Below are 21,226 nucleotides of genomic sequence, written 5' to 3'. Positions count from 1 at the left end.
GAACATGGTTGGACTGTACCGGAGAACGTCGGGCCATCGGTGCGCTCGACCTCCTCACGGACGATGTCTTGGAGATTGTAACTTCCTCACGACGAGAATAATATTCTCTTGCACGGGTGTTTGGGAAGCACATTCGTGAGAGTGCACACCCGGTAGCCGGGAGAAGCCGCGAGGAGATTCTGTGCAGCTGACTTTTGATGCCGACGTCGAGGCATTCCGCGCGGAATTCGTCGCCTTTCTCGACGAGCATCTGCCCGATGAGGCGGACGGCGTGCTGCGGCCGCGCTCGTGCTCCCACGTGCCGGAGTGGGCGGCCCGCTGGCAGCGGTTGTTGTTCGACAACGGCTGGCTGCTACCGGGCAACCTGCCCGAATTCGGCGGACGAAACGCGACGCTGCTGCAGCAGTACGTGCATGCCGACGAGATGGCGCGCCGGCGTATCTACCGCAGCTTCAACCCGCAGGGCGTCGGGATCATCGCGGCGTCGTTGTTGTCTTTCGGGACTACCGAGCAGAAGCAGCGTTGGGCGGTGCCGATTCTGCGCGCGGAGATGACGGCGTCGCTCGGGATGAGCGAACCCGGAGCCGGTTCGGACCTGGCGTCTCTGAAGACGCGCGCGGTGCGCGACGGCGACGACTTTGTGGTCAACGGCCAGAAGGTGTGGACGTCGGGGGCCCACGACGCCGATGTGTTGCTGACCTTCGTGCGCACCAATCCGGATGTCCCCAAGCACAAGGGCATCAGCGTGCTGCTGATTCCGACCGATATCCCGGGTGTCGTGCGCCGGCCGTTCGCCTCGGTGTGCGACCACGACGACGTCGAATTCAACGAGGTGTTCTTCACCGACGCGCGGGTGCCCGCCGAGAATCTGGTCGGCGAACTCGACGGTGGCTGGCGGGTGGCGACCGGCGCGCTCGGCCACGAGCGCGCCATGCTGTGGCTCGACTACGCCAATCTATTGGACCAGCAGACAACCGATTTCACGCCGACTGGCGTGCTGGAACGGGACCGCTACGCCACGCTGGTGATGGATGCCTGGGCGATGCGGCTGCTGGGTTCGGTGACCCTGGCCAAGGCGGCGCGCGGTGAAGAGGATGTGCCCGGTCAGTCGGTGCTCAAATTGCTCGGTTCGGAGGCCGTGCAGCGCGCCGCCGAGGACGCCCTGAACGCCAAGGGCGCCGAGGGCCTGATCCATCCCGCGATCACCGCGCCGTTTGCCCCGCTGAACCTCGACGCCCACTATGGCAGCTGGTTCGACCGATACGCCCGAAGCTTCGCCGGGACCATCGCCGGTGGCACGTCGGAAATCCAGCGCAACATCATTGCCGAGCGGGTGCTCGGGATGCCGCGCGGATAGTCGTGCGTGCTCGGAAAAGCCTGCACCACTGTGAATCTGACGACGCCACCCCGGCGTGTCGCGTCGCGACATTCACACTCGGCGCCTAGGGGTGGGCCAACGGCGCTTGAAGCCCAGAGCCTAAAGGTGGACCAGCCGGGGAGCCGAGCCCACGGCGCGGAGGTGGGCTCCCGCTTCGCGGGTCAGTTCCCGCGAGCTGCCGAGCAATCCGTCCAGCACCAGTGCCCGCTTCACATGGCGGTGTAACTGATGCTCGGCGGTGAAGCCGATGCCTCCGAGCACCTGTTGGCAATGCCGCGCCGCCGTCAGTGCTGCCTGGCCGGCCGCGGCCTTGGCCAGCAGACACACGAACTCGTCCGGCTGGTCGGCGGCGGCCTGCAGTGTCGCCTCGGCGCCCTCGATGGCAACCAGCGTCTCGGCGAGCCGGTGGCGCACTGCCTGGAAAGACGCGATAGGCCTGCCGAATTGGATGCGATCCAGGGCGTGACGCCGGGCCAGCGACAGCATGGCCCGGCTGGTGCCGACCAGCCACCAGCCCAGCGCCTGCCGGCCGGCGCCGAGCGGCACAGGATCGCCGGCCGCCACCCGGTGGATCGGAAGTTCGTCGTCCAGTGCGGATGAGACCCGGTCACCGCGCTCCCAGATCACCCAGGAGCCACCGGCATACGGCAGTGGCACCGTACCGCCGCCCGTCCGGCCGGCGGCCCGCAGCACCACGTCGTTGAGCACCGGCGCGTGCGCACCCGTCTCGCCGAGTAGCCGGAATACCAGAGGGATTGCGGTCGAGGGAATTTCGTCGAGCATGTCCAGCCAGCCGAGTTCGGCCAGGGCGGCGTCCAGCACGGCGCCGCCGGCGGCGGTCATCGCCGTCCGCAACGACTCGGCCAGCAACGCCAGCTCCGGGTCCATGTCACTCCTTCCCGAGGTCGAGCAGCCGCCGGGCGATGATGTTGCGCTGGATCTCCGCGGTGCCGCCGTAGATGGTCGCCGCGCGCGAGTAGAGGTACTCCGGACGCCACGCCGTGTCGTCGAGTTCGAGCGCGCCCGGCATCAGGTCGCGGACGGTGTCGTAGAGGCGTTGTTCTGCGCCGGCCAGCAACACCTTGTCGATGGAGGTGTCCGGTCCGAGCCGCGCCCCGTCGGCCAGCCGGTGCTGGGTCGCGCGGGATCGGCAGCGCAGGGTATGCAGCGCGAGATAGGCAGCGCCCAAGGCTGATTCGTCGGGTTCGGTCACTTCGGCGATCAGCGCGTCGAATCGCGAATACAGGTAGGCGATCCGCTGCCAGAAGCAGGTCGACCGTTCGTAGGGCAGCAGATCCATCGCGAGCCGCCAGCCGTCCCCGGGCTTGCCGAGCATGCGGCTGGACGGGATCACCACGTCGTCGTAGTACACCTCGCAGAACTCGTCGACACCGTGCATGGTGCGCAACGGGCGGATCGTGATGCCCGGGGTGTCCAGGTCGACGAAGAACGCGGTGATGCCGTCATGGCCCGGCGCCGTGCGGGTGAGCAGCACACACCGGGTGGAGAACTGCGCGAAACTGGTCCAGACCTTCTGCCCGTTGACGATCCAGTTGTCGCCGTCGGGGACCGCCCGGGTCGACAACGACGCCAGATCGCTGCCGGATCCCGGTTCCGAGAAGCCCTGGCACCACTGCTCGCGGCCGCTGAGCAGCCGCGGCACCATCTCCGCGGCGAGTTCGGTTGGCGCGTAGTCGATCATGGTGGGGGCCAGTACTTCCACCATCGAGTAGGGGCCGGGTTCGGCCAGGCGGCGGCCCACCACTTCCTCGCCGACGATCGCGCGCAGCAGTGCCGGCCCCCCCAGTCCGCCCACCGAGGTGGGCCAGCCGTAGCGCATCCAGCCGGCCTCGTACAACGCTTCGCTGACTCGGGCGAACTGCCGCAGGTGGCCCTGCAGCGAGTGCTCCGGCCCGGGCGTCAGGTCATGCTCGTCGAGCCATGCGCACAAGCCCGCCCGGAACTCGTCGACATTCACGGGGAGGGGCGCCCCACGGCGTGCGGCCGTCCCGAATCATGAACCCCACTGCGCCGGATGAAGGTCATGGCGCGGGTCTTCAGGCGCCAGCCGTCGGCGGTGCGCAGGTACGTGTCGCGGTAGTAACCGATTCGCATGTCGTGCGCCGAGTGCTCGATGAAGCACAGCGGTTGGGTGCCGGTGGCCGAATCACCGTCCAGCTCAACCAGAGAGGTGCCGGTCATGAACAGGCCCTTGGGCGCGGCGGCCACCAGCTCCGGGAACCGGTCGAGTGTGTAGGTGTCGCCGAACGCGCTGTAGGTGCCGTCCGGCGTGAACACACCGACTAGTCCCTCGATGTCGCCCTGGGTGATGGTGACGGCGTACCGGGCGAGCAGTTGCTGGATCTCCACCAAGTCGTCAGTTCTGGTTGGCATACACCTTGCCGCCTTTCATCACGAAGCTGACGTTGCGGGTGACCGTGATGTCCTCCAACGGATTTCCGGGCACCGCGATGATGTCGGCCAGCATGCCCGCGGCCAGACGTCCCAGCTCGGTGGAGTTGATCAGGTCCGCGGCCGTCACGGTCGCCGCACGCAGCACCGCCAGCGGCGGCAGCCCCCACTCCACCAGGGTGACAAGCTCATCGGCGTTACGGCCGTGCGGTATCGCGGGCGCGTCGGTGCCGACCGCGATCTTCACGCCGGCCTCGTAGGCCGCCAGGATGGAGGTTCGCGACTTCGGAAACATCTCGGCGGCCTTGGCCTGAAGTTCGGGCGGCGCGTGCGAGACGTCCATGCCCTCGGCCAGTCGCCGGGTGCTCACCAGGAAAGTGCCGTTCGCGACCATCAGGGCGATCGCCTCGTCGTCGATCAGGAATCCGTGCTCGATGCAGTCGATGCCGGCCGCCACCGCGTGTTTGACCGCGTCGGCGCCGTGCGTGTGTGCTGCCACGCGCAGCCCGCGCCGGTGTGCCTCGTCGACGATGGCGCACAACTCGTCGTCGGAATAGTGTTGGGCGCCAGGTGGTCCGGTCAGCGACATGACCCCACCGGAGCAGCACACCTTGATCAGCTGGGCGCCGTGCTTGATCTGGTAGCGCACGGCCCGTCGGATTTCGTCCACGCCGTTGGCGATGCCCTCTTCGATCGTCAGGTCCAGCACGTGCGGCGCGAAGGCGGCGAACATCGTCGGGTCCAGGTGCCCGCCGGTGGGTGTAATGGCATGTCCGGCAGGCACAATGCGGGGCCCTTCGATCCAGCCCGCGTCGATGGCGTTGCCTAGGGCGACGTCGAGCAGATACCCGCCGGTCTTGACGAACAGTCCCAGGTTTCGCACCGTGGTGAAGCCAGCGCGCAGGGTGCGCCGGGCATTGCCGACGGCGCGCAGCACCCGGGTCGGCGGGTCATCCTGGACCTGGGACAACCCCGGCTTCTCGCCGCGGCCACCCATCAGCAGGTTGACCTCCATGTCCATCAGCCCGGGCATCAGGACCTGGTCGCCCAGGTCGATCAGGTCGCCCTCGGGCTCACCTCCGATGCCGGCGATTCGGTCGCCGTCGACCCGGATGATGCCCGGCGAGACGATCTCGCCGGCGTCGACGTCGAGTAGCCCAGCTGCCTTGAGCGTCAACACCCTTCAGATCACCGGTTCCCTGATGCACTCCACCCATGCCGCGCCGCTGTCGGGAACCCGGGGCTGCTTCCACGCCTCGATCGGGAACGACACCATCACCAGTGACTGCATCAGGTGCATCAGCGACCGCGCGTCCTCGGGTAGATCGTCCAGTGGGTACCTGTCACAGTAGGCGATGACGTCGTTCAGACGCGGGAAGGCAGCGTCGTAGAACTCCTGCATCTGGCCCATCGTCGAGGCCAGGCGCTTGGCGTACCGCTCCGGCTCGGTGGCCAGATCCCAGTCCAGATATGGCTCCAGTTCGGCGAATTCAGACGGTAACTTTGCCATTGTTCTGGCTCTCCTTCGCGAAGTTGGCTACGTAGTCGCCGGTCACCTTGTGCAGATGGCGCAGCAGGATCTCCTGATCGCACAACGGGAAGTCGTTGACCACCTTGGTGCCGATCATGGTCTGCGTCGCTTCCAGGGTGTTGGCATCCTGCAGTGCGTACTCCTTGAACGTCACCGCGGCCAGCTCATGTGCCAGGCGCTCCCGGGCATTTCGGGGCGGGACGAAGTACAGCGTGCACTCGAAGATGTGCTTGTCCACGGCGGTCGGCCAGTAGTGGTACGTGAGGAACCAACCCGGTTCCCAGATCAGCAACATGAAGTTCGGATAGAAGTGCCAGGAGTCGACGCCCCACTGCTTGACCTTCTTCGGGTTCACGCCCGGCGGCAGCGTGTCAAGGTTCGCGATCACTTCCGGCTTGTCCCAGGGGCCGAACAGCCCGCTGCGCAGCACCTGGTCCATCGGCTTGACCATGCTCATGTCCACCGGCGGGGCCTGACCTCCCCAGGTCGAGATCATTCCGTGCGGGCTGGCCAGCTCATAATGCAGCGCCTCGAAGCCGTACTTGATGATCTTGGCGGCTTCTTCCTTCGTGTACTGCCCCTGGTGCAGCACCGGGGCATGGTAGAACTCGGCGAACGCGTCGATGAACAGCTTCCAGTTGCTGCCGACTTCGGCTCGGTAGGAATAGGTTTCGGTCATCTCGTGGAAGGGGTAACCCTCGATGCCCTTGCCCATCGGGCCCATATAGTCGACGAGCGGCTGCGCGTTCTTGTCGAAGTTGATGAAGATGAAACCTTCCCACACCTCGCAGCGCACCGGCACCAGGCCGAAGTCGCCCTTGTCGAGGTCGAAGAACTCGTCCTCCTGTTGGACGAAGGTCAGGTCACCGTCGAGGCTGTATCGCCAGGCGTGGTACTTGCAGGTGAACTGCCGGCAGGTGCCGGATGTCTCCTCGTTCGGAAAGTCGTTCCACACCAGCTTGTTTCCGCGGTGCCGGCAGACGTTATGGAAGGCCTTGACCGATCCGTCCTTGGTCTTGACGACGATCACCGACATGCCTTTACCGGCCGAGGGCAGCTCCTTGGTGAAGTAGCTGCCGGTGCGCGGCAACCGTTCGACGCGGCCCACGTTGAGCCAGGTGCGCTTGAAGATCGCTTCGCGCTCGGCTTCGAAGAACGCGGGATCGATCGAGTCGCTGTAATCGACGGGTGCGGTGCCCAGTTCGGGGTAGTTCTTCGTCCAGCTGCCGGCGGCTGGTTTGGGGAAGTGGGCCACTGTTACCTCTTCTCTTGAAGGTCGGCGTCGTTCTCGAGCGCAACGCCAAATGTGTTGAGCGCCATGGCCAGCATGGTGTAGGAGCCGACCGTGAAGACGTAGTCCATGCGCTGGCGTTCGTCGAGTCGGGTGCCGAGTGCAGCCCAAGTCGCGTCGGACAACTGGGACTTCTCATCGAGCTCGTCGACGCCGGTGATCACCGCCTGCTCGAATTCGTCGAATGCGCCGTCACCCCTTGCCACCGCGTCGATTTCCGCGTCGGTAATGCCCTCCCGCTTGGCGAGATCCACGTGGTGCGTCCATTCGTAGGCGCATTCGCGACGGTGCGCGACGCGCAAAATCGCCAGTTCGCGGATGCGCGGCGGCAAGGTGGAGGAGAACAAGAGGTGGACGTTGAACTTCAGAAACGCTTTGGTCAGGACCGGGTGGTTGACCAACGTCGACAGGACGTTGGAGGCATCGCGAGGATTGCGTCGCTCCGGCGGGAGCATGACGGCCAGCGCCCCGTCGACAGCCTCGTCCCACTGATCTGCGGGCAGCGGGGGTAAACGCATCGGTCCGGTCCTTCTCACGTGCATCCTCTCGCTTAGAGAGAATCATATTCTCATTTCCAACTAATAGACTTGCATGAAACGGGCGACGGGTCAATGCTGGCGCGATGGGCGGCAACCGCGGCCGGCGGATTGCGGCACGAAGCGGGCCGCCGAGCGCCCGGAAGCCTATGCTGGATGTTGATTCTCGCTTGGCGAGAAGATAGTTTTCAACGTATAGGGAGCTCGGCGCAGGTGGGCTCTGCTCTGCGGCTTGAAGCCTGCTCAACACACCCGATCAGGTGGATCAGATGAGAAGGGGATACCCGTGAACAAAGAGGACATGATCCTGATCAGCGTGGACGACCACACCGTCGAGCCACCGAACATGTTCAAGAACCACCTGCCGTCCAAGTACCTGGACGACGCGCCGCGGCTGGTGCACAACGCCGACGGCTCGGACATGTGGAAGTTCCGCGACACGGTCATCCCGAACGTGGCGCTCAACGCGGTCGCCGGCCGGCCGAAGGAAGAGTACGGAATCGAGCCCGCCGGCCTCGACGAGATCCGGCCCGGTTGTTACAACGTCGACGAGCGCGTCAAGGACATGAACGCCGGCGGCATCCTGGCGTCGATCTGTTTCCCCTCCTTCCCCGGCTTCGCCGGACGCCTGTTCGCCACCGACGATCCGGAATTCTCGATCGCGCTGGTGCAGGCCTACAACGACTGGCACATCGAGGAGTGGTGCGGCGCGTATCCGGCGCGGTTCATCCCGATGGCGATACCGGTGATCTGGGATGCCGAGGCGTGCGCGGCCGAGGTGCGCCGGGTTGCCAAGAAGGGCGTGCACGCGCTGACGTTCACCGAGAACCCGGCCGCGATGGGATACCCCAGCTTCCACAACGAATATTGGAATCCGCTGTGGAAAGCCTTGTGCGACACCGACACCGTGATGAACGTGCACATCGGGTCCTCGGGCCGGCTGGCGATCACGGCGCCGGACGCGCCGATGGACGTGATGATCACGCTGCAGCCGATGAACATCGTGCAGGCCGCTGCGGACCTGCTGTGGTCGCGGCCGATCAAGGAGTACCCGGACCTCAAGGTCGCGCTGTCCGAGGGCGGCACCGGGTGGATTCCCTACTTCTTGGAGCGGGCCGACCGCACCTATGAGATGCACTCGACCTGGACGCACCAGAACTTCGGCGGGAAGTTGCCGTCCGAGGTCTTCCGCGAGCACTTCCTCACCTGCTTCATCAGCGACAAGGTGGGCGTCGCGCTGCGCAACATGATCGGGATCGACAACATCTGCTGGGAGGCTGACTACCCGCACAGCGACTCGATGTGGCCGGGCGCGCCCGAGGAGTTGTGGGACGTGTTATCACTGAACGACGTACCTGACGATGAGATCAACAAGATCACCCACCAGAACGCGATGCGCTGGTACTCGTTCGATCCGTTCACCCACATCACGCCCGAGCAGGCTACCGTCGGCGCGCTGCGGAAGGCCGCCGAAGGACATGACGTGTCCATCCGGGCGTCGAGTCACCACAAGGACGTCCGGGCGGGGTCGTCGTTCGCCGACTTCGCGGCCAACGCGAAATCGCTGACCGGCAATACGGACTGACGTTCTACGGCGAGCAGTCGCAAACTCGCACTATCTGACCCGCGATCGTGCGAGTTTGCGACTGCTCGCGCAGGGAAAGGGGCGCGGCAATGGAGTTCGAGCTCACCGAGGATCAGGAGCTGATCCGGCGGTCGGTGGCCGAGTTGGCGGCCAAGTTCGACGACCACTACTGGATGGAAAAAGACCAGGCGCACGAGTTTCCGGCGGAGTTCTATCGCGCCATCGCCGACGGCGGCTGGCTGGGCATGACGATTCCCACCGAGTACGGCGGTCACGGGCTGGGCATCACCGAGGCGACGATTCTGCTCGAAGAGGTCGCCAAATCCGGCGGCGCCATGAACGCGGCGAGTTCGATCCACCTGTCGATCTTCGGCATGCAGCCCGTCGTAGTGCACGGCTCCGACGAACTCAAGGCGCGCACCCTGCCTCCGGTGGCGACCGGAGAAGTCCACGTGTGTTTCGGGGTGACCGAGCCCGGGGCCGGGCTGGACACCTCGCGCATCACCACGTTCGCCAAGCGCAACGGTGATCACTACGTCGTCAACGGCCGAAAAGTGTGGATTTCCAAGGCAATGGAATCCGACAAGATCCTGCTGCTGACACGCACCCAGGCCTACGACGAAGTCGCCAAGAAGACCGACGGCATGACGCTGTTCCTGACTGACCTCGACCGCAGCCGGGTCGACATCCGCCCGATCAACAAGATGGGCCGCAACGCCGTCAGCTCAAACGAGCTGTTCATCGACAACCTCGAAATCCCAGTCGAAGACCGAGTCGGCGAGGAGGGCAAGGGTTTTCAGTACATCCTCGACGGACTCAACCCGGAGCGGATGCTGATCGCGGCCGAAGCGCTGGGCATCGGCCGGGTGGCGCTGGACAGGGCCGTGAAGTACGCCAACGAGCGCGAGGTCTTCGGCCGGCCGATCGGGATGAACCAGGGCATTCAGTTCCCGCTGGCGGATTCGCTGGCCCGCCTCGACGCCGCCGAGCTGATGCTGCGCAAAGCGACGTGGCTGTATGACAACGGCAAACCCTGTGGGCGCGAGGCCAATACAGCGAAGTACCTGTGCGCCGACGCCGGATTTGCCGCCGCCGACCGAGCGCTGCAGACCCACGGGGGCATGGGATATGCCGAGGAGTACCACGTCACGCGCTACTTCCGTGAGGCGCGGCTGATGAAGATCGCGCCGATCAGCCAGGAGATGATCCTGAACTTCCTGGGATCGCATGCGCTGAAGCTGCCCAGAAGCTACTGACGTAGGTTGATCATCGAATGTGAAGTGACGGCGCTTTTCCCGCGTTTTTTCCGCCGTCATTTCACGTTCGGCGATCGAGAGGCGGAGTGAAGCATGCGCGAAACAGTCATTGTCGAGGCGGTGCGTACGGCGGTAGGCAAGCGCAACGGCGGGCTCGCGAGTGTGCACCCCGCCGACCTGTCCGCCGTCGTCCTCAACGAACTGATGGACCGTGCCGGCGTCAGCCCTGAGCTGGTCGACGACGTGGTCTGGGGCTGCGTCAGTCAGGTCGGCGACCAGTCCGCCAACATCGGGCGCTACGCCGTGCTGGCGGCCGGCTGGCCGGAGACCATTCCCGGGACCACCGTCAATCGCGCATGCGGATCCAGCCAGCAGGCCCTCGACTTCGCGGTACAGGCCGTGATGTCGGGTCAGCAGGATGTGGTGGTGGCCGGGGGTGTCGAGGTCATGAGCCGGGTGCCCCTCGGTGCGGCCCGGGCGACCGGCATGCCGTACGGGCCCAAAGTGCTTGCTCGCTATGACGACTTCTCGTTCAATCAGGGCATCAGCGCGGAGCTGATCGCCAAGAAGTGGGGCCTGTCCCGCACCAGGCTCGACGAATACTCCGCCCAGTCCCACGAACGCGCGGCCGCGGCCCAGGACAGCGGCGCGTTCACCGAACAGATCGTTCCGGTGTTCTGCGACGACGGTTCGATCGTGCACCAGGACGAAGGCGTACGGCGCGGGACGACCGTGGACAAACTCGCCGGACTGAAGCCGGCGTTCGCCGACGACGGCGTCATCCACGCGGGCAACTCTTCTCAGATATCCGACGGTGCCGCCGCGCTGCTGGTGACGACGTCGGAGCTGGCCCTGGAAATGGGTCTGACCCCGATCGTGCGTTATCGCGCCGGCGCGGTCGCCGGTGCGGACCCGGTGCTGATGCTGACCGGCCCGATCCCGGCGACCGAGAAGGTGCTGTTGAAGTCCGGCGTCCGGATCGACGAGGTGGGTGTCTTCGAGGTCAATGAAGCCTTCGCGCCCGTGCCGCTGGCCTGGCTCGCCGAAACCGGCGCGGACCCGCAGCGGCTGAACCCGCTGGGCGGCGCGATTTCGCTCGGCCACCCGCTGGGCGCGTCCGGTGCGGTGCTGATGACGCGCATGGTGCATCACATGCGCGACAACGGCATTCGTTTCGGGCTGCAGACCATGTGCGAGGGCGGCGGCACCGCCAACGCGACGCTGGTGGAGTTGGTGGGCTAATCCGGTACCCCGATCCGGCCCCTTGTCTCGTGCCGCAAACCAACCTACTGTGTATTCACTAGGTTGGTTACCCCGACGGTTCGACGAGGAAGTTCGGTGCCCGACGTACGGCCTTACGAGACGCTTCTCGCCAAGGGGGAAGACCGCAAACAGCGGATCCTCGAGGTGGCGCAGCGGCTGCTGTCGCGCAACGGCTGGCGCAACACGACGCTGGCCCAGATCGCCCGCGAGGCGGGGGTGACCCCTGCGGGCCTGCTGCATCACTTCGAATCCAAGGAGCAGCTGCTGCACGCGGTGCTGGATGCGCGCGACGTCGACGACGACACGCACTCCGACCGGGGCGGTGATCTGCTGGGCGAGATCGCCCAGGTCGCCGACCGGTTCAGCCGGCAACCCGAGCTGGTCGGTACCTTCACCGTTCTCCTGGTGGAGAACATCGCGCCCGACGCTCCGTTGCACGACCGCCTGGTGAACCGCCAGCGGGACGCGACCGAGATCGTCGCCGCCGGCATCCGCCGCGGCCAGGCCGCCGGCCGGTATCGCGCCGACATCGACCCTGCCGTCAAGGCCGTAGAGATCCTCGCCTTCATTCACGGAATGGAAATGACATGGCTGCTCGACCCGTCGATACCCCTGACCGAGGTGTTCAAGGAGTACGCGGAAGCACTGGCGCGCGACTTCTCCCCGTCGGGGAGGACGACATGAGGTACCGGCTCGACGTCGTGGCGTCCAGCGTGGTCGACGTGGTGAAGTTCGCCGGCGGCTGGTTGTTCGACCGTTCGATGGCGGGCTGGGATGTCACGGTGCTGCTCACCGACCACCCCGACGACCGTCCGCTGCACATCCTGGGCGCTCGGACGCGCGACCTGGAATCGGTGCTGACCTCGGTGGGATCGCATCCGCGTCCCCAGGCCCTGGCCGCCGCCGCGGACCTGCTCGGCTCGGACCCGCGGGTCCGAGCCGGGGTGCTGCAAGCCCTCGACCACGGCGTCACCGAAGTGACGCTCTGGGGCACCACCTGGCCGGCCGAACTCGACGACAGCGTTGGGCGCGTTCAGCACCGGTTGAGCATGGCCGCACAGACGTTCAAGGCTAAAGCGCTGGCTGCCGCGGCAGTGCCGGTCGAGGCCGTCGGACCCGTCGAGACGTTCCGCAGCGGGGCGATGGCGTGCCCGTCGGTGGCCGCCGATCTGCTACCGGTCTGACCCGCTCCGGGCGGCGTTGCGGTTCAGCACGTCCTGTGGAAATGTAATACTCATAAGTGAGAGGCGCATTCTCGCGAGCCGAGATCCGAACGGAGCACGACATGGTGGATGACTTCACCGAACTGGATTTCTTCCGCGACCGCAGGCTCGTCGAGGATCCCTTCCCGTACTACGAGGCGCTGCGACAGCAGTGCCCGGTCGCCCGCGAACCGCACCACGGTGTTGCCATGGTGACCGGTTGGGACGAGGCCTGTGCCGTGCTGAACGACGCGCAGACCTTCTCCTCGTGCATCTCGGTGACCGGCCCGTTCCCGGGATTCCCGGTGCCGTTGACCGGCCAGACCGACATCACCGAGCTGATCGAGCAGCACCGTGACGAACTGCCCTTCAGCGACCAGCTGCCCACGCTCGATCCGCCGACCCACACCAACCACCGTTCGTTGTTGATGCGGCTGATCACCCCGAAGCGCCTCAAGGAGAACGAGGACGCCATGTGGGTGCTGGCCGATCAGGTGCTCGACGGGTTTCTGGCGCCGGGTGAAGGTGAGTTCATCAAAGGCTTCGCCGGACCGTTCACGTTGCTGGTGATCGCCGACCTGCTCGGCGTGCCGATGGAAGATCGCGACTCCTTCGTCAAAGGCATCCGCCAGCACTCGGGCGGCGGCATCGGAAGCACCGGCAAGGAATCGCTGGCGCACAGCCCGCTGGAATTTCTCTACGGGCTGTTCTCCGACTATGTGCGGGACCGCCGTCGTGAGCCCCGCGACGACGTCCTGACCGGCCTGGCGACGGCCACCTACCCCGACGGTTCGACACCGGCGATCGAAGACGTGGCCCGCGTCGCCAGCAACGTGTTCTCGGCGGGGCAGGAAACCACCGTCCGGTTGCTGGGCGCGGCGCTGCAGATCATGGCCGAGCGGCCCGACATTCAGCAGCAGCTGCGTCGCGATCGCAGCCTGATCCCCAACTTCATCGAGGAGGCGCTGCGCGTCGAAAGTCCGGTCAAAGGCGACTTCCGGCTGAACCGGGTGCCCGTCAACGTCGGCGGCGTGGACCTTCCGGCCGGCACCACCCTGATGATCCTGCAGGCCGCCGCCAACCGCGATCCGCGCCGCTTCGAAGATCCGGCCACCTTCGACCCGGCGCGCAAGAACGCGCGGCAACACCTCTCGTTCGGACGCGGGATTCACAGCTGCCCGGGAGCTCCGCTAGCGCGCGCCGAAACCCGGGTGGCGATCGAGCGCCTGCTCGACCGGACCTCGGACATCCGGCTCAACGAGCGGGAACACGGTCCGGCGAATGACCGCCGCTATCAATATGTTCCGACCTACATCCTGCGCGGGCTGACCGAACTGCACCTGGAGTTCACGTCGGCATGAAAGGTCTGGCATGAGGGTGTGGGTCGACGACGGGAGTTGCCGTGGCCACGGCATGTGTCTGACGCTGTGCCCGGAAGTCTTCAGCCTGACCGACGACGGCTACGCCGAGGCGATAACGGGCGAGGTGCCGGCGGAATTCGAGGCAGCCACCCGCGAGGCCATCGAGTGCTGTCCGGAGCAGGCGATCAAGGAGCGGTGAGCGGCTCGGCGTCGCCGAACGTGAACTCACGGAGAGATTTTCGTCCCGCGATCGCCACCAGCTCACGCTCGGCGCGCGGTCGGGAGCCTAGACGATCGAGATCGCCTGCCGCGGGCACTGCCGCACCGCTTCGCGAACCAGTTCCTCGTTCTCCGGAGTGACCTCCGGCTGCAGGACGGTCAGCATGTCGTCATCGCCCAGCAAGAACACGTCGGGCGCGATGCCCATGCACACCGCGTTGCTCTCGCAGAGGTCCCAGTCAACTTCGATTCTCATCGCAGCACCCTTACCGGTACGTTCTTCCAACCCGCGACATTCTGCATGTGGACGCGGTTGCAGTTCTCCCAGTCCACCTCATAACGGGGCATGAAGTCCAGCAGCTTTTCCAGCGCGATGCAGCTCTCCATGCGCGCCAGGGCCGCGCCGAGGCAGCTGTGTATTCCGTAGCCGAAGCTCAGGTTCAGCGCCTGGTGCCGGTCCCGGTCGATGTCGAATTCGTCGGGATTGGTCCAGGCCGACGGGTCGCGGTTGGCCGCGGCGTTGATCAGGAACACCGGCTTCATCGCCGGAATCGTGACGCCGTGCAGCTCAACATCTTTCAGTGAACAGCGCACCTGATACTGGGACGGCGCCTCATAGCGCAGCAGCTCCTCCACCGCGGCGGGGATTTTGCTGCGGTCCTGCAGCAGCTTCTGCCACTGCTCGGGGAAGCGGGCGAACACCACCGGCGCATTGCCGAGCAGCTTGGTCACCGTCTCTGCACCTGCGCCGCCCAAAAGGGTTGCAAATCCGGCGATCTCGATATCGTCCAGCTTGGTCATCTGGCCGTCTTCGCGCTCGATCTCCGCGTTGATCAGCTTGGTGAACAGGTCGTCCCGCGGTTCGGCGCGACGCTCCTGCAGCAGGCCGTAGTACAGCATCCCGGTCTCGATGTTGGCCTGCATGCCGCGCTCGCCGACCTCGACCTGCCCCGGCTCACGGTGCAGCGATTCGTCGATCAGGTGGCGCACCCGCTGTGCGTGCTCCTCGGGGACACCGAGCATCGTGGTGATCACTTCGACCGGGAACGGCCCCGAAAAGTCCTGCACCACATCGAAGCGGTCCGGATCGACCCTGCTCAGATACTTGTCGATCTTCTCGCCGACCATCTCGCGCTGGGCCTGGATGGCCCGCGGCGTGAAGACCTTGTTGAGCAGGCTGCGCATGTGCCGGTGGTCGGGCGGGTCCATGAAGATGATGGACTTCACGTCCGGCGGTTTGCCTGTCCGCACCATCGACAGGTCGATGCCGTAGGCGGAGGAGTACGTCTGAAAATTCTTCAGACCCGCCGCCACATCGGCATGACGCGTCAGCGCATAGAAGTCGTATTCCTCGCTGTAGTAGACCGGCGCCTCCTCCTGCATGCGCCGGTACGTGTCCCAGGCGCCGTTGAAGAAGTCCTCGGAGAACGGATCGAAGGTGACCTTCGATTTGGTCATGCAACGCTCCTTGCTGCTGAGCTGCGGGCTGGGGCCATTACAGCCGAACGCCTGACTGTAACGCTAACGGTAGCGGCTTCCGGGCGCGGCGGAAAGGAGCACAAGGTCCCCATTCCTCAGTCCTCCGCCGGGCGTGCAGCCGGCTTCACGCTCGAGTCCGACGGTGCGGCCCGCTGCACGCCGGCGGCGTGTGCCGCCGCGCATTCGTCGACGAACGCGAACACGCTGCGGTGGTAGTCGGCGGCGTTGCGGCCGAGGCTGAGGTTGTGGCCCGCGTCAGGATGCCGGTTGCTGGTGAAAGCGGCTGCCCCGGAGAACATCTGGGCGATCTCGGCCAGATTCTCGTCGTCGCCCCGATACACCCGGTCATGCTCGCCGATGGTGAACCGCACCGGCACCCGCACCGCGGGCGCCAACTCGGGAAAGTAGCGGTGCGGCCAGTTGACCGCCACGTCCCGCTCGTAGGCAGGCGACGTCGACGAGTTCGTCACCCCGCGCAGGATGTCGGGCGGGTACAGGCGCATCGGCTCCCACAGCAGCTCGCGGGTACCGGGCGGACGCTCTTTCACGGCCGCCGCCCGCATGATCTCCTTGGCTGCGTCGTGGTAGCGCCTGCCGGTGCCGCCCAGTTCCAGACCCAACAAATCGGCACCCCGGTCGTCGGCGGCCATCCGCGTCGCCAGCTCGCACCCGCCGGAATGGCCCAGCACGAACAACCCGGCGCCGCGTGCCCGCTCACCCAGAATGCGTTCCACGGCACCGTAAGCGAGATCAACGCGCTGCTCAGGGGTCTGCACCGCGTCCGGATAAGGGGCTGAACTGCCGTGCCCCGGCCGGTCCAGCGCGATGACCGTGTAGCCCGACTCCGAACCCAGTCGCAGCAGCGACAACTCGGGGTGTCCCGGGCAGTCGAAGTACACGGCGGTGGTGCCGCCGCCGTGGATCGCCACGATGACGGCCTTGGGCTCGTCGGCCTCGGCGATCACCCCGGACATGGGTACGCCGTCGACGATCACCACTCTCGGGCGGGGATTCATGCGCCGCTCTCCCCCGCAAGCGGGTGGTGCCCCCACCTCATCGCTGCGTCCCCCGCAAGCGGGTGGTGCCCCCACTGCATCGTCGCCGGCGGGGACTCATGCGCCGCTCCGCAGCAGGATCACGCCGCTCGGCGTGAGGCCGCCGCTGCTGACTACTCCGACGCGGGCGTCGGCGACCTGACGCGCGCCGGCCTCGCCGCGCAGCTGTGTGACGGCCTCATGCAGCAGGCCCATCCCATGGGTGCGGCCGTGCGAGAGCTGGCCGCCGTGCGTGTTGACCGGTATGACGCCGTCGCGGGCGATGTTCTTGCCGCCGTCCAGGAATTCACGCGCCTCGCCGATGCCGCAGAATCCGAGCGCCTCGATCCAGGACAGGCAGTTCATGGTGAACCCGTCGTAGAGCTCGGCCACGTCGACGTCGCTGGGGCGCAACGACGTTCGCGTCCACAGATGCGCCGCTTGCCCCAGCACCTGCGGCTCGTGAGTGAGCGTGCTCTGGTCCCAGTCGATGCGCTCGATGATCTGGGTCCCGACCGCCTCGACCAGGACCGGTGGCTTGGCCAGATCGCGGGCGGCGTCGACGGCCGAGACGATGACGGCGATGGCGCCGTCACAGGGGACGTCGCAGTCGTAGAGGCCGAACGGCGTGGTGATCGGCCGCGCGTTCAGGTAGTCCTCCATGGTCATCGGGTCGCGGTAGACGGCGGTGGGGTTGAGTGCGGCGTTGGCACGCTGATTCAGCGCGATCCAGCCCAGCGTCTCCTTGGTGGTGCCGTACCGATGAAAGTGCCGCTGCGCGTTGAGTGCCAGCGTGTGGGCGGCCGACGTGGCGCCGAACGGCCACTGCCAGCTCGCGGTGCGGCCGCCCGAGGGGGTGATCCTGCCCTGCTTCATCAGCTCGTTGAAGGTGGCCTCCCACAACGTCCGGAAACACAGCACGTGACGCGCCAGGCCGGCCGAGACCGCGAGCATGGCGGCGATCACCGAACCGCCCGGGCCGAAAGTCTCCATGCCGCCGTTGTGCCAGACCGGCCGGATGCCCAAGGCCGCTTCCAGGGCGGTGACCCCGCCTTCGCCGAATCCGCCGAAGTTGCCGCCGCCGGGGTAGGTGGACAGGCCGTCGATATCGGCGAAGGTCAGGCCGGCATCGAAGATCGCCGCCTCGCAGGCCTGCACGGTCAGCGCCAACGCGGGCACCATCTGGCGGCGACCGATCGGTGACATCCCGATTCCGGTCAGGGCCACGTTGTCTTCGAACTTCTGGCTGGTCAGCATTGGGCGGACATATTCGCCGAAGCGCTCCGGCGCGATCTCGTCCTCGGGCAGCGGGCCCGGCTCGGCGTCGGGAGCGGGGCGGAACAGCGGCAGCCACACGTCTTCGATGTGTTCGAACACCACCTCGACGGTCTGGCCCAGCTCCAATTCGGCTGGATCGAACTCGATGATGTTGGTGGTCAACCGAACCCGCGGGTCCTCGACGATGGCGACTTGCGCGACCACATACGGCGCCGGCATGCCGGGCAGGCTGAACCGGTGATTCACGGTGAAGCCGGCCAGTGTCGCCCTACCGGAGACGTCGCGCACACCGATGTCGCGGCCGCGGCAATAGCGGCACACCGGTGCGGGCGGGTGGATCAGCGATTGGCAGGTCCGGCACTCCTGGAAGCGTAATACGTTGTCGGCGCCTGCTTTCCAGAAGAATTCGTTCTCGTCCGTGAGCTGGGGGAGCGGCCGCCCCGGTGCCGCCGACGCGCCTGTCACCGGATGAATCCCCACTCCGCTTCGTTGTCCTCGGTCTTGACGTGTGAGGCGGGATCGTCCTCCTCGTGCAGTTCGGGGTGCGGGATGCTCGGCTTGGGCTCACCGATCTCGGTGATGGCGTGCACCGGGCAATCCAGCAGCGCCCGCATGACCTTGTCGTGGTCTTCTTCCGGCACGGTGCCGTCACCGATCAGGCAGGCGTAGCCCCAGTCGTCGAGTGAGAAGTAACCGGGTGCGTGCTTGCCGCACAGGCCGAAGCCGTCGCAGACGGTGCGGTCCAGACGAATCTTCATGATCCCCCAATGGCCTCGTAGGGGCGTTCGGCGCGGTACGCGCCGCGGCTGCAGTCCGGACAGGCGCCCTCGAGATGGCGCGCCACCTCGTCGGGAAACTGGTCGAGCAGGGTGGCGGCGACATTGCATGCGGCGTCCAGAGTTCCGCAGGCGCCGCGCCCGCGCAGCACCACCGACCAGCGCTTCAACCGGTCGAGGTCCTCGGTCGTCGCCACACCGTCGCGCAGGGCACCCGCGGCGGCCGCCATGGCCGCGGTCCCGTTGAAGCACGAACCACACTGCCCGGCGTTCTCGCGGTCGAAATACGCCGCCACCGCGGCCGCCACCGCGACCGGGCATTCGTCGGTGATCAACGAGATTGCGCCGCAACCCAGTCCGCTTCCGATGCCGCGGATCGTCTCATGGTCGAGCGTGGTGTCCAGTACCCGGCGGTTCACCAGGCCGGCGAAATAGCCACCCATCAGCACGCCACGCACGTCGTCCGGCGAAACGCCATGCCGGGCAAGCAGTTCAGTGAAAGGTAGGCCGTGCGGGAGTTCGTAGAGGACGGCTGCTCGGCCCGCGCCGGTGATGGTGGCCAGGAACGTACCGGGGGACTGCGTCGTGCCCTGCGCCCGAAACACCGCCGAGCCGTGGCCGTGGACGTAGGCCAGATTGGCCAGCGTCTCGACGTTGCTCACCAGCGTCGGCCGTCCGTCGACTCCGGATTCGAAGGGGCGCGGCGGCTTGTCGGTCGGCTTGGCCGGTCCGCCGTTGATGGCCTGCACGGCGGCGGTTTCCTCGCCGGCCACATAGCCCGGCTGCACCGAGAACACCTCGACGTCGCGAGAGTCGAGTTCGCTCAACGCCGATTCCACGCTGCGCGCCGAGTCGGGATCGGAGACAAGGACATAGCTGCGGGTGGAACCGACCAGCGCCGCCGCCAACCGCAGTCCGTCGAGCACCAGATGCGGCCGGTTGCGCAGCAACCAGCGGTCTTTGACCGAAGCCGGTTCGCCCTCTTCACCATTGGCCACGACGACGGGTCCGTGGCCGTTGGCGCGCACCGCCCGGATTTTCACCGCAAGCGGGAACGCCGCCCCGCCCCGGCCGAGCAGTCCGCTGGCGTCGACCTCAGCCAGTAGCTCATCGGCGTTGGCAACCAGCCGGTAGCCGCCGCGCTCGCGGTAGGCGGACAGATCTTCTCGGCCGTCCACGAGTAACCGCGGCGGGAAGCCGGGCCAGGCAACGGTACTGATCGCAACGTCCGCGGTGGTCATCGGCCGGCTCCCGTTAGGCTTGGCCGCATGCGGACTGCGGTGGTACGCGTCAACGTCGACCAGACCGGTGCACTGACTCCGGCGCAGTTAGGTGAGGGCATGGCCACGCTCCTCGGTCTCACTCGGGAAATCGGTGCCGACGTCGTCGACAACGACCTCGCGAACCGCCCGCCCCACCGGCGTGAGGTCGAGCTGCTGATCGTCGGTGATGATGTCGAAGCGACCCAGGCGATGGCAATAGACCTGTGCAGCAAGGCTTTCGGCAGCGCTCCGGCGGTTGGCGTGGTCACCTTCATCAGCCGTGGGACTGACGACGACGCCCACGGGGTGCTCTCGGCGTTCGGCCTCGCCGGCGACATCACGCGGCAACCCGGTGACGACGGCTACGACATCGTCTATGTCACGCTGCGCGAAGCCGACCTCGATCGCGTCCCGGAAAGCCGGATCCACACCGCGCTCGAGGCCTCGCTCAACTGCGAGGTCCACATCCGCACCAGCTGAACGCATCAGCGATCCAGGAACTCGAGGATCGCCGGCGCGGCCTGCACCCAGGTGTCGAACATGTTGAAGTGGGAGACGCGGCCCGCCGCGCGATCTTCGGACGCGCGTTCCCACGCGTCCTCCGGCCACGGCGGGTCGATCAGCTCCGATCCCTTGATCAGGCAATGGACTTCCAGCGACGTGCGTTTGGGGTGATCCATGTCGTTCTCGCCGCCGCGGATGATCAGCGTGGGAACCTTGATGCGGTCGAACATCTCGTCTTCGACGCCCGGAATCGTCTGGCCCGGTTTGGAAACGAATGCATTGAGCCAGCGCAGCATCACCTTGAGGAAGTCATCGGAGTCGAAGTCGAGGAACCGCTGCTTGTTGGCCGGGTTCTCCGCGATCCGGTCCCGCCACTCCGACACCTTGATCACGCCGTCCATCCCGGTTCCCCGCACCGCGAGAATGCTCGGGACGATATAGAAGGAGCCCAGCACGAAGGTGCCATAGATGCCGCCGACGATATTCCACACCACCAGTTTGGTGACCATCTCCGGATAGAGCATCGTGGTGAGCATGGAATCCCTTGCGCCACCGGAGCCTCCGGCCAGGATGCATCGCTCGAAGCCCAGGCCCGTCACCAGTTTGTGCAGTGTCTCGGCGCGCATGTGGGATTCACTCTGACCGTAGAACTGCACATCGGAGGCGCCGCAGTTGGGCCGGTCCCACAGCAGTACCCGGTAGCCGCCGTCGACCAGTGCGTCGGCCAGCGGACGTAGTCCCTCGATGTCCTTGCTGAACCGGCCCCCGGGCGTCAGGGCGATGAGATCACCTGATTCGCCGAGGATTTCGTAGACGACGTTGCCGCCGTTGATCTCGATCGAAGACACGCCCGGTTTCA

General features: G+C 66.2%; 23 protein-coding genes and 1 pseudogene. 9 read left to right on the top strand and 15 right to left on the bottom strand.

Annotated features, from left to right (window positions below; genetic code table 11):
- Window positions 1–181: 181 nt before the first annotated feature.
- Complete coding sequence (locus QXH22_RS24940; protein WP_306277318.1) at window positions 182–1,357, top strand: acyl-CoA dehydrogenase family protein; 1,176 nt, start codon at window positions 182–184, stop codon at window positions 1,355–1,357.
- Between the two features lie 120 nt (window positions 1,358–1,477).
- On the opposite strand, the gene QXH22_RS24935 is transcribed toward QXH22_RS24940, so the two are convergent.
- The 7 genes from QXH22_RS24935 to QXH22_RS24905 are packed head-to-tail and all read right to left on the bottom strand — an operon-like array spanning window position 1,478 to window position 7,130.
- Window positions 1,478–2,266 carry an acyl-CoA dehydrogenase family protein gene (locus QXH22_RS24935; protein WP_306246246.1) on the bottom strand — a complete coding sequence of 263 codons (789 nt, stop codon included), beginning with the start codon at window positions 2,264–2,266 and terminating at the stop codon, window positions 1,478–1,480.
- 1 nt (window position 2,267) lies between these two features.
- Window positions 2,268–3,356 (bottom strand): acyl-CoA dehydrogenase family protein, encoded by a 1,089-nt coding sequence (locus tag QXH22_RS24930; protein WP_306246244.1) that lies wholly within the window; start codon window positions 3,354–3,356, stop codon window positions 2,268–2,270.
- Window positions 3,353–3,772 (bottom strand): nuclear transport factor 2 family protein, encoded by a 420-nt coding sequence (locus QXH22_RS24925; RefSeq protein WP_306246242.1) that lies wholly within the window; start codon window positions 3,770–3,772, stop codon window positions 3,353–3,355. The genes QXH22_RS24930 and QXH22_RS24925 overlap by 4 nt, the downstream gene beginning before the upstream one ends.
- Entirely contained in the window at window positions 3,756–4,970 is a 1,215-nt protein-coding gene (locus QXH22_RS24920; RefSeq protein WP_306277317.1) for an amidohydrolase family protein, read from the bottom strand. Before QXH22_RS24920 ends, QXH22_RS24925 begins: the two co-directional genes overlap by 17 nt.
- Before the next feature lie 3 nt (window positions 4,971–4,973).
- A complete protein-coding gene (locus QXH22_RS24915) occupies window positions 4,974–5,300 on the bottom strand; it encodes a hypothetical protein (RefSeq protein WP_306246238.1) in 327 nt (108 codons plus the stop codon).
- Window positions 5,281–6,576: an aromatic ring-hydroxylating dioxygenase subunit alpha gene (locus QXH22_RS24910; RefSeq protein WP_306246236.1), complete on the bottom strand. Its 1,296-nt coding sequence runs from the start codon at window positions 6,574–6,576 to the stop codon at window positions 5,281–5,283. Before QXH22_RS24910 ends, QXH22_RS24915 begins: the two co-directional genes overlap by 20 nt.
- A gap of 2 nt (window positions 6,577–6,578) precedes the next feature.
- Complete coding sequence (locus QXH22_RS24905) at window positions 6,579–7,130, bottom strand: carboxymuconolactone decarboxylase family protein (RefSeq protein ID WP_306246234.1); 552 nt, start codon at window positions 7,128–7,130, stop codon at window positions 6,579–6,581.
- A 304-nt stretch (window positions 7,131–7,434) separates the two neighbouring features.
- Here QXH22_RS24905 and QXH22_RS24900 point away from each other — a divergent pair, with 304 nt between their 5' ends.
- The 7 genes from QXH22_RS24900 (at window position 7,435) to QXH22_RS24870 (ending at window position 14,014) form a co-directional block, all read left to right on the top strand.
- On the top strand, window positions 7,435–8,733 hold the full coding sequence (locus QXH22_RS24900) for an amidohydrolase family protein (RefSeq protein WP_306246232.1): 1,299 nt from the start codon (window positions 7,435–7,437) through the stop codon (window positions 8,731–8,733).
- Window positions 8,734–8,822: 89 nt separating this feature from the next.
- The gene (locus QXH22_RS24895; RefSeq protein WP_306246230.1) at window positions 8,823–9,989 is read left to right on the top strand and encodes an acyl-CoA dehydrogenase family protein; all 1,167 of its coding nucleotides are present in this window, start codon (window positions 8,823–8,825) and stop codon (window positions 9,987–9,989) included.
- A gap of 93 nt (window positions 9,990–10,082) precedes the next feature.
- On the top strand, window positions 10,083–11,231 hold the full coding sequence (locus QXH22_RS24890) for a thiolase family protein (protein WP_306277315.1): 1,149 nt from the start codon (window positions 10,083–10,085) through the stop codon (window positions 11,229–11,231).
- A 96-nt stretch (window positions 11,232–11,327) separates the two neighbouring features.
- Window positions 11,328–11,936: a TetR/AcrR family transcriptional regulator gene (locus QXH22_RS24885; RefSeq protein WP_306277314.1), complete on the top strand. Its 609-nt coding sequence runs from the start codon at window positions 11,328–11,330 to the stop codon at window positions 11,934–11,936.
- Window positions 11,933–12,436, top strand: a complete 504-nt coding sequence (locus tag QXH22_RS24880; protein WP_306246224.1) for a hypothetical protein — start codon at window positions 11,933–11,935, stop codon at window positions 12,434–12,436. The genes QXH22_RS24885 and QXH22_RS24880 overlap by 4 nt, the downstream gene beginning before the upstream one ends.
- Before the next feature lie 101 nt (window positions 12,437–12,537).
- The gene (locus QXH22_RS24875) at window positions 12,538–13,815 is read left to right on the top strand and encodes a cytochrome P450 (RefSeq protein WP_306277313.1); all 1,278 of its coding nucleotides are present in this window, start codon (window positions 12,538–12,540) and stop codon (window positions 13,813–13,815) included.
- Between the two features lie 10 nt (window positions 13,816–13,825).
- The gene (locus QXH22_RS24870; protein WP_306246220.1) at window positions 13,826–14,014 is read left to right on the top strand and encodes a ferredoxin; all 189 of its coding nucleotides are present in this window, start codon (window positions 13,826–13,828) and stop codon (window positions 14,012–14,014) included.
- An 87-nt stretch (window positions 14,015–14,101) separates the two neighbouring features.
- Here QXH22_RS24870 and QXH22_RS24865 read toward each other — a convergent pair whose 3' ends face one another.
- The 7 genes and pseudogenes from QXH22_RS24865 to QXH22_RS24840 all read right to left on the bottom strand — a co-directional run bounded on the left by QXH22_RS24865 (window position 14,102) and on the right by QXH22_RS24840 (window position 19,842).
- Window positions 14,102–14,290 (bottom strand): ferredoxin, encoded by a 189-nt coding sequence (locus QXH22_RS24865; protein WP_055580544.1) that lies wholly within the window; start codon window positions 14,288–14,290, stop codon window positions 14,102–14,104.
- Window positions 14,287–15,492 carry a cytochrome P450 gene (locus tag QXH22_RS24860; protein WP_306246218.1) on the bottom strand — a complete coding sequence of 402 codons (1,206 nt, stop codon included), beginning with the start codon at window positions 15,490–15,492 and terminating at the stop codon, window positions 14,287–14,289. The genes QXH22_RS24865 and QXH22_RS24860 overlap by 4 nt, the downstream gene beginning before the upstream one ends.
- Before the next feature lie 116 nt (window positions 15,493–15,608).
- Window positions 15,609–16,529, bottom strand: a complete 921-nt coding sequence (locus QXH22_RS24855; RefSeq protein WP_306277311.1) for an alpha/beta hydrolase — start codon at window positions 16,527–16,529, stop codon at window positions 15,609–15,611.
- Window positions 16,529–16,604, bottom strand: a pseudogene (locus QXH22_RS30585) (hypothetical protein); the annotation flags it as partial. The pseudogene QXH22_RS30585 and the gene QXH22_RS24855, both read right to left, overlap by 1 nt.
- A gap of 21 nt (window positions 16,605–16,625) precedes the next feature.
- The gene (locus QXH22_RS24850) at window positions 16,626–18,290 is read right to left on the bottom strand and encodes an OB-fold domain-containing protein (RefSeq protein ID WP_306277310.1); all 1,665 of its coding nucleotides are present in this window, start codon (window positions 18,288–18,290) and stop codon (window positions 16,626–16,628) included.
- Window positions 18,287–18,583 carry a ferredoxin gene (locus QXH22_RS24845; protein ID WP_306246212.1) on the bottom strand — a complete coding sequence of 99 codons (297 nt, stop codon included), beginning with the start codon at window positions 18,581–18,583 and terminating at the stop codon, window positions 18,287–18,289. Before QXH22_RS24845 ends, QXH22_RS24850 begins: the two co-directional genes overlap by 4 nt.
- Window positions 18,580–19,842 carry an NADH-ubiquinone oxidoreductase-F iron-sulfur binding region domain-containing protein gene (locus QXH22_RS24840; RefSeq protein WP_306277308.1) on the bottom strand — a complete coding sequence of 421 codons (1,263 nt, stop codon included), beginning with the start codon at window positions 19,840–19,842 and terminating at the stop codon, window positions 18,580–18,582. Before QXH22_RS24840 ends, QXH22_RS24845 begins: the two co-directional genes overlap by 4 nt.
- Window positions 19,843–19,869: 27 nt before the next feature.
- On the opposite strand from QXH22_RS24840, the gene QXH22_RS24835 reads away from it, so the two are divergent.
- A complete protein-coding gene (locus QXH22_RS24835; protein ID WP_306277307.1) occupies window positions 19,870–20,343 on the top strand; it encodes a hypothetical protein in 474 nt (157 codons plus the stop codon).
- Window positions 20,344–20,348: 5 nt separating this feature from the next.
- Here QXH22_RS24835 and QXH22_RS24830 read toward each other — a convergent pair whose 3' ends face one another.
- The gene (locus tag QXH22_RS24830; RefSeq protein WP_306277306.1) at window positions 20,349–21,215 is read right to left on the bottom strand and encodes an alpha/beta fold hydrolase; all 867 of its coding nucleotides are present in this window, start codon (window positions 21,213–21,215) and stop codon (window positions 20,349–20,351) included.
- Window positions 21,216–21,226: the final 11 nt, after the last annotated feature.

It is taken from the genome of Mycobacterium sp. TY814, from assembly GCF_030755175.1.
Classification (GTDB): Bacteria; Actinomycetota; Actinomycetes; order Mycobacteriales; family Mycobacteriaceae; genus Mycobacterium.
This window is presented reverse-complemented; position numbering and strand designations above follow the sequence as displayed.

Excerpts from the sequence above, each read along its gene's own strand:
- QXH22_RS24895 (WP_306246230.1), top strand. The coding sequence starts at position 8,823 with ATGGAGTTCGAGCTCACCGAGGATCAGGAGCTGATCCGGCGGTCGGTG.
- QXH22_RS24915 (WP_306246238.1), bottom strand. The coding sequence starts at position 5,300 with ATGGCAAAGTTACCGTCTGAATTCGCCGAACTGGAGCCATATCTGGAC.
- QXH22_RS24875 (WP_306277313.1), top strand. The coding sequence starts at position 12,538 with ATGGTGGATGACTTCACCGAACTGGATTTCTTCCGCGACCGCAGGCTC.
- QXH22_RS24860 (WP_306246218.1), bottom strand. The coding sequence starts at position 15,492 with ATGACCAAATCGAAGGTCACCTTCGATCCGTTCTCCGAGGACTTCTTC.
- QXH22_RS24905 (WP_306246234.1), bottom strand. The coding sequence starts at position 7,130 with ATGCGTTTACCCCCGCTGCCCGCAGATCAGTGGGACGAGGCTGTCGAC.
- QXH22_RS24925 (WP_306246242.1), bottom strand. The coding sequence starts at position 3,772 with ATGCCAACCAGAACTGACGACTTGGTGGAGATCCAGCAACTGCTCGCC.
- QXH22_RS24870 (WP_306246220.1), top strand. The coding sequence starts at position 13,826 with ATGAGGGTGTGGGTCGACGACGGGAGTTGCCGTGGCCACGGCATGTGT.
- QXH22_RS24845 (WP_306246212.1), bottom strand. The coding sequence starts at position 18,583 with ATGAAGATTCGTCTGGACCGCACCGTCTGCGACGGCTTCGGCCTGTGC.
- QXH22_RS24855 (WP_306277311.1), bottom strand. The coding sequence starts at position 16,529 with ATGAATCCCCGCCCGAGAGTGGTGATCGTCGACGGCGTACCCATGTCC.
- QXH22_RS24840 (WP_306277308.1), bottom strand. The coding sequence starts at position 19,842 with ATGACCACCGCGGACGTTGCGATCAGTACCGTTGCCTGGCCCGGCTTC.
- QXH22_RS24880 (WP_306246224.1), top strand. The coding sequence starts at position 11,933 with ATGAGGTACCGGCTCGACGTCGTGGCGTCCAGCGTGGTCGACGTGGTG.
- QXH22_RS24935 (WP_306246246.1), bottom strand. The coding sequence starts at position 2,266 with ATGGACCCGGAGCTGGCGTTGCTGGCCGAGTCGTTGCGGACGGCGATG.
- QXH22_RS24835 (WP_306277307.1), top strand. The coding sequence starts at position 19,870 with ATGCGGACTGCGGTGGTACGCGTCAACGTCGACCAGACCGGTGCACTG.
- QXH22_RS24890 (WP_306277315.1), top strand. The coding sequence starts at position 10,083 with ATGCGCGAAACAGTCATTGTCGAGGCGGTGCGTACGGCGGTAGGCAAG.
- QXH22_RS24865 (WP_055580544.1), bottom strand. The coding sequence starts at position 14,290 with ATGAGAATCGAAGTTGACTGGGACCTCTGCGAGAGCAACGCGGTGTGC.